The sequence below is a fragment of the Nostoc sp. LEGE 06077 genome, assembly GCF_015207705.1.
GTDB lineage: Bacteria > Cyanobacteriota > Cyanobacteriia > Cyanobacteriales > Nostocaceae > Nostoc_B.
The window spans coordinates 15,711-29,503 of record NZ_JADEWI010000017.1 but is presented as its reverse complement, the minus strand read 5'-3'; the positions used below and the strand labels follow the sequence as shown (position 1 = coordinate 29,503).

Here is a 13,793-nt window from a genome sequence, read left to right as displayed (position 1 = left end):
ATAATTTCATTTGCTAAAGTTGATAAATAGACAAAAATTGTTTAATTCATCTCGCCGTAATGTAAATTACAAAATTTAATTTTGGCAATTAAGTTTTTTCAAAATTGTGATGCCAGTGGTAGATATATGAACATAACTGAGAACCAAAAGTAATTTTTGTATCAATGACACCAGAATATAGTTAGCAAGCGGATTAATCCATAAATAAATTTACTGAGTTTTTTTAAGGCGATCGACTCGACCTTATTATTATTCCCAATATCTATAATTCTTTTCACAAAAATTAGTCCCGTGCAAAACTAAAAATTTCCAGATAATTTCTTCAAGCTGGCTCAATTAAACTGACTTTCGCTCGATAGAGCAGTTTATCGCCTTGCAAGTAGCCACTGTAGCGGACTTTGACTAATTCGCCAGGCTGTACCATTCCTGTCATTAATTGATGTATTTGGGGATCGTAGGGAACTTCTGCACCTACAGGAGCGATCGCTTCTATTCCCCACGCCTGGAGCAGTTTTTTCAGGGGGTTCTCAACTAATGGAAGTATCTTCACTGCTTCTAACTGGGGGTTTTCCCGCGCTTTCTGAGCGGCAGCCGGAAATTGCAATAACAAAGATTCCAGCAGTTGTAAACTCGACTGCTGGAATTCTTGGAGTAGTAACTCTCGTTGTTGTGCTATTTGTAATTGCGATCGCTGATATTCTGTTTTTAAATCTGCAATCTCTTGTAACATCTGCTGAGTCGGTACTTCTTCAGCTTGACTCAACTCTAGTGATGCAAAAGTTGTGACTAATTCATTCAATGAGATCTGTAGAACTGAAGCCAACTTTAACAACACTTCCATTCGTATTTGCTCTACCTCTCCCCGCCGTAACCGCAATATTTGCCTCTCTGAGATTCCCGCAGTTTTACTCAAGGCTTTAAAACTGGTAATACCCACTTTTTGGGTTAAATCTTGCAGTTTTTGAGTGAAATCAAGATTTGGCATCGCTCAAGAAAGAATAAAGGCTTCAGGATGAAGTATGAAACTCATACTTAAAATACTTCACACTCCATCCTTCATATTCCTTATTCTTCCAGCAAACTTCTCAACATCCAAGCTGTCTTTTCATGGACTTGCATCCGCTGAGTTAATAAATCGGCGGTGGGTTCGTCGTTCACTGCATCTACTACAGGAAAAATCGACCGAGCAGTTCTCACTACAGCTTCTTGTCCTTCAACCAGTAACTGAATCATCTCTTTAGCTTTAGGAACTCCGGGAGTTTCGGGTATGGAACTGAGTTTGGCATATTCGCTATAAGTTCCGGGTGCTGGATAACCCAAGGCTCTAATTCGTTCCGCAATTAAATCTACGGCTAAAGCTAGTTCTGTATACTGGGTCTCAAACATCAGGTGCAATGTTTGGAACATCGGCCCAGTAACATTCCAGTGGAAGTTATGAGTTTTTAGATACAGTGTATAAGTGTCAGCCAACAGGCGAGACAATCCTTCGGCAATTTTTGTTCTATTTTCTTCGTCGATGCCAATATTTACATTTTTTACTGTTGCTTGAGATGACATAATTTTCTCCTAAACTTATTATTTGAGCATTAGTGCTAGAAAGGATGAAGTTTAATCAAGGATGAAATTTGATCCTTCATACTTCTAACTTCATACTTTTTCTACGCTAAGTGCATCTTGAGAACGCTACGAGGAGCTTTACGGACTCTGGCTAATATGGTTTCTTGCCCTAAACGTTGGCAAGCTTCATAACGATGGCAGCCAGAAAAGCCATAATACTGGCCGTCTACTTCTAAAACATCGATGGGTTCTTGCTGTCCAATTTCCGCAATAGATTCCATTAAGGTTTTGACCTTGTTGGGATCGTTGATACGGGGCAACGGACGTTTAATTTGATTTAATGGAATTTCTTGGACTTTGGCCATAAGGAGTAGATCCAACTAATTCTGTTTTGTCCCTCTAGATAAATCATAGTCGTTATGACTTTGGTTTGCAAGTAATTTTAGGTAGCTAAATTGGGAATGGTACTATTGGAGCGTTCATGCGACAAAACCACTACGCTACAAAGCAAATGGTAACTCTGCCCCAGCGCAAGACGAAAAGGCAGAATCAAGTCACGATCGAATTTTCGTTTTGGCGTTTGTCTTACACAGTCGTAACGACATTTTGCTTATTGGGACTAACAGCCGCATCAGGGCCTGTAAGCAATAGCACAGATGTAGAAATCAGAGTAGGTATTGTACAGAGATTTGGCGAGAAAGCCACGGCCAAGCTGCAACTAGAACCAACAAAAGGCGAGCGCTTGCGGTTAAGATTTCCAGTAGGTAACAAGCAACAAACCATCGTCACCGACAAGCCTGTAAAACTAGAAACAGTGATGCAAGCGTTGCCAAAACCTGTAGTTGAGGAAGTGGTGGTTTTAGGGACATATCGTACCTTTGAAACAGCAGAAGATAGTGCCAACAAGTGGCGTTCTCAAGGGATAGAAGTAGAAATTTCCCAGCCAGAACGCTGGCAAGTTTGGGCCAAACGGGATGTTTACAGTACGCCTTTATTGCGGCGATTGCTTTTTCAGAACTTGCAAGAATCTGGCGCAAAAATGGCATATCTCAATACCAAGATTCAGAAAGAAGTGCCACGGGTGAGTTGGGTAGTCAATGGTAAACGTTACAGCCCAGTGAATTTAGCCATCAGTGCCGATAAAAACTTAATTCGCCTCAACAAAGGTGAAAAATCGGGGGCTGGTCGTTTGTATGCTGGGCGAATGACATTGCAGCCCAACGCCTATGGTACATATACCTTAGTTAATGAAGTAGCATTAGAAACTTATTTACGTGGTGTTGTTCCCAACGAAATTGGATCAGATGCGCCCAAAGCCGCTTTAGAAGCGCAAGCAATTTTAGCCCGGACTTACGCTTTAAGGAACTTGCGGAGATTTGCTGTTGATAACTACCAATTATGTGCTGATACCCACTGCCAAGTTTATTATGGACTGAGTGGGGCAACCAGCAAAACAGACCAAGCGATCGCCGCCACCAGAGGTATGGTAGTAACTTATAACAACCAGCTAATTGATGCCTTGTACTCTTCCACAACTGGTGGTGTCACCGCCTTCTTTAGTGATGTCTGGAATGGCGAAGACCGTCCTTATTTAAAGCCAGTGATAGATGCGCCGATTAATTTTTGGAACTTATCGCAGCAAAATTTGGCGGATGAAGATAACTTCCGCAAATTTATCAACATGAAGCAAGGCTTTAACGAAAGTAACTGGGATGTATTTCGTTGGAATAAAGAAACGTCCATTGAAGATATAGCCAAAGATTTGCAAAAATTCTTGCGTGTCAAAAACAGCCCATATTCTAAATTTAAAACAATTGAAGCGATCGCAGTTACCAAGCGTAGCCAAAGTGGACGTATCCTCGACCTAGCGGTGAAAACAGATATTGGCTTATTTACTCTACACAAAGATGAAGTACGGAGTGCTTTTGCTGCGCCTGTGAGTACATTGTTTTACTTACAACCTTTAAATAAAGGTAAAGCCGAATTGTGGGGATACGCCTTTATCGGTGGTGGACTGGGACACGGTGTCGGCTTGAGTCAGACTGGCGCACAAAATTTAGCCAAATTGGGCTGGGAAACACCAAAAATTCTCCAGTTTTACTATCCTGGTACGAAAATTCAAATCTTTAACGACAAAATCCAACTCTGATGAGTGCTGAGTCCTAATCCCCATAATAAAACTGGAACACAAAAATCATTTGTGTTCCAATTTTATGTGAAAATACTCAATTAAACTTTTTGTCAACTTAAGTTGAAAAGCACATAGAGGAAGGGAAAAACTTTTCTTAGATGTGCTGCTTTAACTTTTTCAACTTTAATCACTCTTACAAGAGATTTTTGATTAAGACACCTAAGCCTTAATAGAGGTCTTCTTCTTTGTGAGTTTCGATTGTAACGTCAGAGCTTGGATAAGCTACACAAGTTAGCACATATCCAGCTTCGATTTGATCATCATCTAAAAAGGATTGATCAGACTGGTCAACGGTACCAGAGATGAGTTTTCCAGCACAGGTGGAGCAAGCACCAGCACGGCAGGAGTAAGGCAGATCCAGACCAGCTTCTTCCGCCGCGTCTAGAATATATTCATCGTCTGGAACATCTATGGTTGTGTCTAAATTTTCAGATGCGTTGATTAATCTAACTTTGTAAGTTGGCATTTCAGGATTCCTCTCTTTTGTAAACGACAGTATAAGTTATGCTAAAGCAATACTTACGGCTTAACTTATAAGATTAGCCGGGCATGAAAATTGACTTCAATTCTGATACTACGGGAAAACCTAAATCATGTAACTCGAAATCGACCGCGATTAGTAATGAAATTTAGTTACATGAAAACAATAAGTTTAATTTATACTTCGAGACGGGAATTGTAGAGGGGAAAATCAGAAGCCCCGAATAAATTATTAGGATTTATACCCTTTTAAATTTTGGATTTTGAATCTTCAATCCAAAATCCAAAATTTAAAATCTAAAATTTGCTAAGAACTACTAGAGCAAACGCTTAGTAGAGGTCTTCTTCCTTGTGAGTTTCGATTTTACAGTCGGCGGTTGGATAAGCAACACAAGTTAGCACATACCCCTTTTCGATTTGATCATCATCTAAAAAGGATTGGTCAGACTGGTCAACGGTACCAGAGATGAGTTTTCCTGCACAAGTGGAACAAGCACCAGCACGGCAGGAGTAAGGCAGATCCAAACCTTGGTCTTCAGCGATGTCTAGAATATATTCATCTTCTGGAACATCAATTGTGGTCTCTGTACCTTCTTGGTCTACCAGTGTAACTTTGTAAATAGTTGCCATTTCCGTATTCCTCTCTTTATGTAATCGGCAGTATAAGTTATGCTAAAGCAATACTTACGGCTTAACTTATAGTATTAGCCGGGCATGAAAATTGACTTCAATTCTGATACTACGGGAAAAACTAAATCATGTAACTCGAAATCGACCACGATTAGTAATGAAATTTAGTTACATGGAAATAATAAGTTTAAATTATACTTCGAGGCGATAAAATCGGGCAGTAGGAGAATAAATAATAAATAATCACCATTGACGATCATGTATAATTCAGAGGCAGTTTGAGGACAAGCATAAGTGCGCGTCGGCTTGGTAGGTACTGGGTATGCAGCAAAACTCAGGGCAGAAGCACTGCTGCAAGATGAGCGATCGCATCTCGCCGCAGTTGTTGGTCATACCCCAGAAACAACAGAAATTTTCGCTAAAGAATACCAAACTTCATCTGTAAATTCTTGGCAAGAGTTAGTAGAACGGGAAGATGTGGATCTGGTAGTAATTTCCACAGTGAATCGAGATCATGGAGCGATCGCCCATGCTGCTCTTACCCAGGGCAAACATGTAGTTGTAGAATATCCCTTGGCTGTGGATGTCACAGAAGCAGAAGAATTGATTGCTTTAGCCAAAACCCAAAATAAATTGCTCCATGTCGAACATATAGAACTTTTGGGTGGGTTGCATCAAGCTTTAAAACAAAACTTAGCCAAAGTTGGGGATGTTTTTTACGTCCGCTACAGCACCATCAATCCCCAAAATCCCGCACCCCGGAAATGGACTTATAATCATGAATTATTTGGCTTCCCTTTGATTGGGGCGATTTCTCGCTTGCATCGTCTGGTTGATTTGTTTGGGAAAGTCTTTACAGTTAACTGTCATCAGCGATATTGGGCAGTAGAATCGGAGTATTACCAAACCTGTTTGTGTACAAGTCAACTATGCTTTAGTAGTGGGCTATTAGCACAAGTAATTTACGGCAAAGGCGAAACAGTTTGGCAGCCAGAGCGAAAATTTGAAGTTCACGGCGAAAAAGGCGCTTTGATTTTTGATGGTAATACTGGATACTTGATCCAATCAGGGGAAAGTACACCCATAGATGTGGGAACACGTCGGGGTTTGTTTGCTAAAGACACAACTATGGTGTTAGACCATCTTTTTGATGGAACTTCTTTGTATGTCACCTCAGAAGAAAGTTTATACACCCTCAAGGTGGCTGATGCTGCCCAAAGAGCAGCTAAAACAGGATTAACTATATTTTTAAATGATGCTGTAGATAAACGTTCATGAAAACCGAACTAATCGTTATTTTATCTTCACGAGAAATCGACAAAATGCGTCGGGCTGGACGCTTGGCTGCTAAACTGCTGGAGCATCTTGAACCATTCGTGAAACCAGGGGTCAGTACGCTGGAACTCAATGATGAGGCGGAACGTTGGACACAGGCTCACGGTGCAAAAAGCGCCCCTCTTGGTTATAAAGGTTTCCCTAAGTCAATCTGTACCAGTGTGAATGAGGTGATTTGTCATGGCATCCCCAATGCTAAACAAATCCTCAAAGAAGGTGACATTATTAATATTGATGTTACGCCGATTGTTGATGGCTACCACGGTGATACATCGAAAACATTTATTGTGGGTGAGCCTTCAGAGAAGGCGAAAAAACTGGTAGAAGTAACTCAAGAGTGCCTGTATAGGGGCATTGCTGAGGTTAAACCAGGGGCGAAGATGGGTGATATTGGCGCAGCAATTCAAGAATATGCTGAGTCTGAAGGTTTTTCTGTAGTGCGAGATTTTGTCGGACACGGGATCAGTAATATTTTCCACACAGCCCCCGATGTACCACACTATGGTACTCGTGGTAAAGGTAAGCGCCTCAGACCGGGAATGGTATTTACCATTGAGCCGATGATTAATGAAGGTACTTGGGAAGTAGAAATGCTGGGGGATGGTTGGACAGCGGTGACACGCGATCGCAAGTTGTCGGCGCAATTTGAGCATACACTAGCAGTTACAGAAGATGGAGTGGAAATTTTGACTCTGCCTGAAGCTGAGTAAAGGCTCTAGACCACTGGGGCGTTTGCTAGTTAATTATGAAGTAAAAACCTGATGAGGTCTATGACTCTAGCAATTGCCCTTGAACCTACGCCTATAGAGACTGACCATGATGGAGTTGTCAGAGTCGCCAAAATTCGCGTCACTCTAGACACTGTTGTGACAGCTTTTTGAGAGGGATGTACGCCAGAGGAAATAGGATAACAGTATCCGTTGCTTCAATTACCGGATATATATCTGCTTATTGGTTACTATCTTAGACACCGAGATGAGGTTAATACCTATCTTGCAGAACGCCAGCATTAGGCAAATATGATTCAGCAGGGAGTTGAACAGCGCTTAAGTCGCGTTGGTATACGCGATCGCTTGTTTGCTAGGCGACATCAATCTATCGACGCAAGCAAAAGAAGTTCATAGACGGCGATCGCTTCATCTTTGCCTTTTAACTTTACGGCTTGATCTACTAATTTCCATGAGAATAATTCTGGTTGAGATAAGCTGTTAATTACTGATTCTGTGATCAAAGTTGGACAGCCATATTGCTTTGTTAATCCTTCAATACGAGAAGCAACATTCACTGCATCACCAATGACTGTAGAATCAATGCGGCTAGTAAATCCGACTGTACCCATGACTACTTCACCGCGATGAATACCAATGCCAATGCTAATTCTGGGTAAGTTTTGAGCAATGCGTTCTTGATTAAACTTTTCTAGGGATTGGTGCATTAAAATTGCGGCTTTGAGTGCGCCATCGGTGTTTTCATCATCAAACAGCGCCATGACTGCATCACCGATATATTTATCAATAAAACCACCTGCTTGATCAATTACTTCCCCAATACAAGATAGGTAGTCATTGAGAAAAGTAAATATTTCTCGTGGTGTCATCATTTCTGACATGGAGGTGTAGCCGCGAATGTCACAAAATAAAATTGTGATGTGGCGCGTGACTGCGATACCCACCTCAATATTTTCAATTCCTTGGGGTGCGATCGCTAAAATAAATTTATTCGGTACGAATAATTCAAAAGATGCTAACGTCTGCTGTAATTTACTAAATGAAGTTTGCAATGCAGCAGACATCTCATTAAAGGAAGTTGCTAATGCACCAATTTCATCTGCATTGGTAATTTCCGCACGGTGTTGCAAATCTCCCGCCGCAATTTGAGCCGCACTGGTTTGTAAGCGGCGAATGGGGTTACTCAATCGTCTAGCCAGAAGATATGCACAAATCAAACTAATAACAATTCCCATAGCGCCAACTATTAACGCTTGATTGACTGCATTGGCTACAGCACGGTTAACTTGTCGCAGAGAAACACCTAAGCGCAAAGTGCCGAGTTTTTCCCCTGATAACCGTTGAATAGTTGAAGCTACTTCAATAATCTTTTCGCCACGTTTCGCTCTGATATGATTGCCAAAGTGGATATCTGCTAAGGCAAAGGTTTCCAGAGAATTAGACTTGGGCGAGGCTGTTTGTGCGGCATCACTCACTTTTACTGGCACAATATCGGGAATGTATTGTCCTTGCAAATATTCCGGGGAAGCGGCAATAATTTGATTTTCTAACCGCGCATCTGAGATTAAAACATAGACAAAATCTTCGTTTTCTCGCAGCATCACATTTACGTTGAGGCGGATTTGACTCCAGTTGCGTTCTTCCAAGTGATTCGCAAAAGAAGAAGTTCCCAACACCCTAGATAAGAACTTGGCTTCATTAAGTTTCTGCTGGCGATAAAGTGTATTTTCTGTTTTTGCCCATACCAACACAATAGAACCCACTAACGCCACACTTAATAGTGTCGTTGCAGTCATGATTCGGGTACGAATCGAACGAAAACTCAATAATTTCATGGCGTTGGCGTTAATTCTTCTACAAATGTTACCCAGCGTAATTGGCTGATTTTGGCAGGACATTGAGAACTAAAGGCTAAAGTTACCGGGCCTCCCATCTTGGCGGGAATTAATTCGCGGCTTTCACCCCAGCGAGTCACGAGTAAAATATCGCACTCAGCTAAATCTTTAGTAGACAAGCGCACGGGAGAATCATCATAAAATGGTGCTTTACCACGAATTATTACCCCTCCCTGTTGAGGTAATGGTTCTTTGAGGGTGGAGAAAACATCACGCAGCCTCACCCCAAAGAGTTTGACTTTACCGCTAGGCCAAGAAATTCTATAGCCAACATTTTGCTCTAAGGTAACTTGAGGTAATTGATCTAAGGTAGCTAAGTTAACTTGATGTTTACCAATACGCAAGTTAACTGATTCAGTCCCGACTATGATGTGACTGACATAAAACGCCCAATTAGTTGTGTCATATTTTTGCTTGAGTTGGGGATATTGGGTATAGGGAAAGACTAAATACAATGGACCACCTTGAGCGCGGGCGATTGGTTTGTTATCTTTAGTGATCGCTAATGTAATAGGATACGTTAGTAAATCTTGGATGTTCAGCGTCGTTTGGTAAGAGTCGAAGGAAACAAAAGTAACATCCGTCACATCGTTAACAGGCGCAAACTGTTGTAACAATACCGACACAGGCACACCGCGAAAATCAAAAATCTCGTTAGAATGCAAGATGTCCAGAGGATCAACTGTTTTGAGATGATTGGTTGCTAAAGCCTGTAACTGCTGCCAGTTTAACTTGAGAGATTTGCCAACTGCTGTTTCACCTTGAATAACTAAATTCCACTGACTTTGCTGTGCTTTTTTGGCGTTATCTGCCACAATTTTCGCATTGCGAGCGACCGCTTCTGTACGCCATACTTCCAGTTGTTCATCTGTTGGCTGGTTTGTGCAACCACCCAGACAGATAATTGCGATCGTTAAAGGTGTTAAAGCTAAGTTTTTCCACATTATTTAAGTGCTGAGTGCTGAGAATTACCCCCAGCGATTAGATATCGCCCAGTGCAAGATATAAACGAGGTAATACAGTTTTACTCTGTGTGCCAAAATGTGCAGGGAAAACTTAACTATCCTAAGAATCTGGTAGCAGCAAAATTCAAGAGTCACAATAGAAGACGCGGACTGTACATAAACAGTTATGCACTAAATTAAGGAGATTATTATCTGTGGTGTTACAAGTACAAACAAGCATCTACGAACCGAAAACCCAGGAAATTGCTAAACAACTTTTAAGTGCTACCCAAGAAAATCGCTCGTTTTTAGCTTCCTTGCGTGACCAAATGCGCTGGGATGATAAATTACTAGCTTGGGCAATGAGTAATCCGGGTTTACGGGTGCAGCTTTTTCGCTTTATTGATACTCTCCCGGCGTTACGCAGTAAGCCAGAAATTGCTGCTCATTTACAAGAATATTTAGGCGATGAAACTGTAGAATTACCAGCCGCCCTCAAGGGGATGCTCAATTTTGCTAACCCTGATTCTATGCCGGGACAGGTAGCAGCAACAACTGTCTCGACGGCGGTGGAGACATTAGCGCATAAATATATTTCTGGTGAAAATATTAAACAAGTCATCAAAACAGTTGAACGCCTGCGGAAAGAAAAGATGGCTTTCACCATTGATTTACTTGGTGAAGCTGTCATTACAGAAGTAGAAGCCCAGTCTTATCTAGAACGTTATCAAGAATTAATTGCTCAATTAGTCGAAGCATCGAAGAATTGGACGACTGTTGCGGCGATTGATCAAGCAGATGGTGAACAGTTAGCCAAAGTCCAAGTTTCTGTAAAATTAACGGCGTTTTATTCGCAATTTGACCCTTTAGATGCTGAAGGTAGTGAGGACAGAGTTAGCGATCGCATTCGTAATTTATTACGTTATGCCAAAGAGTTAGGTGCAGCTATCCATTTTGATATGGAACAGTATGCGTATAAAGACTTGACTCTGAATATTTTGCAAAAGTTATTGTTAGAAGATGAGTTTCGCCAACGTACAGATATCGGGATGACAATCCAAGCATACTTGCGTGAAAGTGAGCAAGATGCCAGAAATGTGATTGCATGGTTAAAACAGCGCGGATATCCTTTGACAGTTCGCTTGGTGAAGGGTGCGTATTGGGATCAGGAAACTATCAAAGCAGCGCAAAAGCATTGGCCGCAACCTGTTTACAATGACAAGGTGGCGACAGACGCGAATTTTGAAACGATAACTCAGTTGTTGTTAGAAAATCATCAATATGTTTATGCTGCCATTGGTAGCCATAATGTGCGATCGCAAGCCCGCGCAATTGCCATAGCAGAAAGTTTAAAGGTTCCCCGCCGTTGCTTTGAAATGCAGGTGTTGTATGGGATGGGGGATAAGTTAGCGAAGGCTTTGGTGGATCAGGGTTATCGGGTGAGGGTTTATTGTCCTTACGGGGAATTGTTACCGGGGATGGCTTACTTGATTCGGCGGTTGTTGGAGAATACTGCTAATAGTTCGTTTTTGCGGCAGAATTTGGAGAATCGGCCGATTGAGGAACTACTAGCGCCACCGGTTTTGAATTCTCACGCAGAGACGCAGAGACGCGGAGAGGAAGAGAATGGAAGGTTTGTTGGGGCGGCGGATACTGATTATGCGGAGGAGGAGAGACGGAGGAAGGCGGCGCAGGCTTTTGAGGGTGTGCGTCGGGAGTTTGGGAAGACGTATCTACCTTTGATTAATGGGGAGTATGTGAATACTCTTGAGGTGATTGATTCTGTGAATCCTTCTAATTACAGTCAGGTGATTGGTAAGGTTGGCTTGATTAGTGTGGAACAGGCGGAACAGGCGATGCAGGCGGCGAAGGCGGCGTTTCCTGGGTGGAAGAAAACGCCTGTGAAGCAACGGGCTGATATTTTACGCAAGGCGGGGGATTTGTTGGAAGAACGCCGGGCGGAGTTGTCGGCTTTGATAGTGTTAGAGGTGGGTAAGCCTGTTAAGGAAGCAGACGCAGAGGTTTCGGAGGCGATAGATTTTTGTCGCTACTACGCTGATGAGATGGAACGGCTATATCAAGGTGTTAATTATGACGTACCTGGAGAAACTAATCGTTATATCTACCAGCCGCGAGGAATTGCGGTGGTGATTTCGCCTTGGAATTTCCCGTTGGCGATCGCCTGTGGAATGACTGTGGCTGCTTTGGTTACGGGTAACTGTACACTGCTCAAACCTGCGGAAACCTCTTCGATTATTACTGCTAAACTCACAGAAATTTTGGTTGAGGCGGGGATTCCTAAAGGTGTTTTTCAATACGTCCCTGGTAAGGGTTCCCAAGTCGGGGCGTATTTGGTAAGTCACCCTGATACTCATGTAATTGCTTTTACTGGTTCTCAGGAAGTGGGCTGTCGGATTTACGCAGAGGCGGCAACTTTGAAGCCTTTACAAAGGCACATGAAACGAGTAATTGCCGAGATGGGCGGCAAGAATGCGATCATTGTTGATGAAAGTGCTGATTTAGACCAAGCAGTTGTCGGGGTTGTGCAGTCAGCCTTTGGTTACAGTGGGCAAAAATGCTCGGCTTGTTCGCGGGTGGTGGTTGTTGAATCAATCTACGATGCTTTTGTTGGGCGGTTAGTTGAGGCGACAAAATCCTTAAATATTGGCGAGGCTGACTTACCCAGTACCCAAGTAGGGCCAGTGATTGATGCTAACGCCCGCGATCGCATCCGCGAGTATATTGAAAAGGGTAAGGCAGAAGCAAAACTAGCCCTAGAGTTACCATCGCCAGCCCAAGGCTATTTTATCGGCCCAGTTATCTTCAGTGAAGTCCCACCCGATGGCATCATTGCTCAACAAGAAATCTTCGGCCCTGTGTTAGCTGTAATTAAAGTCAAGGATTTCGCCGCAGCGTTGAAGGTTGCAAATGACACAAACTACGCCTTAACTGGCGGGTTATATTCGCGCACACCTTCCCATATTCAACAAGCCCAAGAAGAATTTGAAGTCGGCAACTTGTACATTAATAGAAATATTACGGGAGCGATCGTCGCTCGGCAACCCTTCGGCGGCTTCAAACTTTCTGGTGTCGGTTCTAAAGCAGGTGGCCCTGATTACTTGCTACAGTTCCTCGAACCACGGACAATTACAGAAAATATTCAACGTCAAGGCTTTGCACCCATCGAAGGCGCAGAGTAATCTTTTAACAACTCTCCGCACCTTTGCTTACTGAGCGAAGTCGAAGTATGCACCTGGAGCGTGAGCTAATCATAAAGGCATAATAGTTTAAAAATCAGGTGGGTAATGCTTACCTGATTTTTTTATTAAAACTCTTACCTAAAAAGCCTCTCACGCTCTTATTCTTCAATGTTCTCGGTGTCTGTTTGCGTCGTCTGTATCTTCTGGGGTTCGTTGTTGTGGAAGCTGCAAAGACTAACCAGCACTCAAATGTGTCAGTCTAGTAGTTAAAATTCGCTAATAGTCAATTGCCATAAGAAATTATTACATTAAGCGATAGGTCGGAGTTTTTCCCCTTATGATTTGTGGCTAGTATTTTACCTATTCAAAATCAGGGTGAGCAAATGGATATAGTAAGTTTGACTACTTTTCTGACCCCATTTTTACCTTACTTGCTGAAGGCAGGAGAGAAAGCAACGGAAGAAGCTGGTAAAAAATTCGGTGAAGGGTTTGGTGCTAATGCCTGGGAAAAAGCCAAAGCTTTGTGGAATAAGCTGCAACCAAAAGTAGAGACAAAGCCAATGGCGAAATGTGCAGCAGAGGAGTTGGCTAACTCTCCTAATGATGAAGATGCAAAAGAAACACTCCAGAAGCAACTGAAGAAATTATTTGATGAAGATAAAAATTTAGCCGCCGAGATTGCCCGTTTAATGCAAGAAGATTCTGAAGCAATCTCTAAAGTTGTTAATACCTTTAATCAAACAATATCTGGCAATGACAATGTAGTGCAAAATGCTGTGGGTGATGCTAATAAGTTTATTGGCAAAGTGGGAGGCAATGCAACTATCAATTAG

At 42.3% G+C, this 13,793-nt stretch carries 12 protein-coding genes; 5 read left to right on the top strand and 7 right to left on the bottom strand.

Annotated elements, in window-relative coordinates; genetic code table 11:
* Positions 1 to 322 precede the first annotated feature (322 nt).
* The 3 genes from grpE to IQ244_RS13750 form a co-directional block, all read right to left on the bottom strand.
* Positions 323 to 985: a nucleotide exchange factor GrpE gene (gene grpE / locus IQ244_RS13760; RefSeq protein WP_193894887.1), complete on the bottom strand. Its 663-nt coding sequence runs from the start codon at positions 983 to 985 to the stop codon at positions 323 to 325.
* Between the two features lie 80 nt (positions 986 to 1,065).
* Positions 1,066 to 1,557, bottom strand: a complete 492-nt coding sequence (locus IQ244_RS13755; protein ID WP_015113357.1) for a Dps family protein — start codon at positions 1,555 to 1,557, stop codon at positions 1,066 to 1,068.
* Between the two features lie 101 nt (positions 1,558 to 1,658).
* A complete protein-coding gene (locus IQ244_RS13750; protein ID WP_193894885.1) occupies positions 1,659 to 1,922 on the bottom strand; it encodes a ParB N-terminal domain-containing protein in 264 nt (87 codons plus the stop codon).
* A gap of 116 nt (positions 1,923 to 2,038) precedes the next feature.
* Between IQ244_RS13750 and IQ244_RS13745 the strand changes: the two genes are divergently transcribed.
* Complete coding sequence (locus tag IQ244_RS13745) at positions 2,039 to 3,706, top strand: SpoIID/LytB domain-containing protein (RefSeq protein ID WP_193894883.1); 1,668 nt, start codon at positions 2,039 to 2,041, stop codon at positions 3,704 to 3,706.
* A 208-nt stretch (positions 3,707 to 3,914) separates the two neighbouring features.
* On the opposite strand, the gene IQ244_RS13740 is transcribed toward IQ244_RS13745, so the two are convergent.
* Together IQ244_RS13740 and IQ244_RS13735 are read right to left on the bottom strand one after the other, a co-directional pair.
* Positions 3,915 to 4,214 (bottom strand): ferredoxin, encoded by a 300-nt coding sequence (locus tag IQ244_RS13740; protein WP_193894881.1) that lies wholly within the window; start codon positions 4,212 to 4,214, stop codon positions 3,915 to 3,917.
* 344 nt (positions 4,215 to 4,558) lie between these two features.
* Positions 4,559 to 4,858 (bottom strand): ferredoxin, encoded by a 300-nt coding sequence (locus IQ244_RS13735; protein WP_193894879.1) that lies wholly within the window; start codon positions 4,856 to 4,858, stop codon positions 4,559 to 4,561.
* A gap of 294 nt (positions 4,859 to 5,152) precedes the next feature.
* Between IQ244_RS13735 and IQ244_RS13730 the strand changes: the two genes are divergently transcribed.
* The gene (locus IQ244_RS13730) at positions 5,153 to 6,136 is read left to right on the top strand and encodes a Gfo/Idh/MocA family protein (protein WP_193894877.1); all 984 of its coding nucleotides are present in this window, start codon (positions 5,153 to 5,155) and stop codon (positions 6,134 to 6,136) included.
* Positions 6,133 to 6,903 (top strand): type I methionyl aminopeptidase, encoded by a 771-nt coding sequence (gene map / locus IQ244_RS13725; protein ID WP_193894875.1) that lies wholly within the window; start codon positions 6,133 to 6,135, stop codon positions 6,901 to 6,903. Before IQ244_RS13730 ends, map begins: the two co-directional genes overlap by 4 nt.
* Positions 6,904 to 7,283: 380 nt before the next feature.
* On the opposite strand, the gene IQ244_RS13715 is transcribed toward map, so the two are convergent.
* Entirely contained in the window at positions 7,284 to 8,756 is a 1,473-nt protein-coding gene (locus IQ244_RS13715) for an adenylate/guanylate cyclase domain-containing protein (protein WP_193894993.1), read from the bottom strand.
* Positions 8,753 to 9,760 (bottom strand): molybdopterin-dependent oxidoreductase, encoded by a 1,008-nt coding sequence (locus tag IQ244_RS13710; protein ID WP_193894873.1) that lies wholly within the window; start codon positions 9,758 to 9,760, stop codon positions 8,753 to 8,755. The genes IQ244_RS13715 and IQ244_RS13710 overlap by 4 nt, the downstream gene beginning before the upstream one ends.
* Positions 9,761 to 9,975: 215 nt before the next feature.
* On the opposite strand from IQ244_RS13710, the gene pruA reads away from it, so the two are divergent.
* Both pruA and IQ244_RS13700 read left to right on the top strand, forming a co-directional pair.
* Entirely contained in the window at positions 9,976 to 12,960 is a 2,985-nt protein-coding gene (pruA, locus tag IQ244_RS13705; protein ID WP_193894871.1) for an L-glutamate gamma-semialdehyde dehydrogenase, read from the top strand.
* 383 nt (positions 12,961 to 13,343) lie between these two features.
* On the top strand, positions 13,344 to 13,793 hold the full coding sequence (locus IQ244_RS13700; protein ID WP_193894869.1) for a hypothetical protein: 450 nt from the start codon (positions 13,344 to 13,346) through the stop codon (positions 13,791 to 13,793).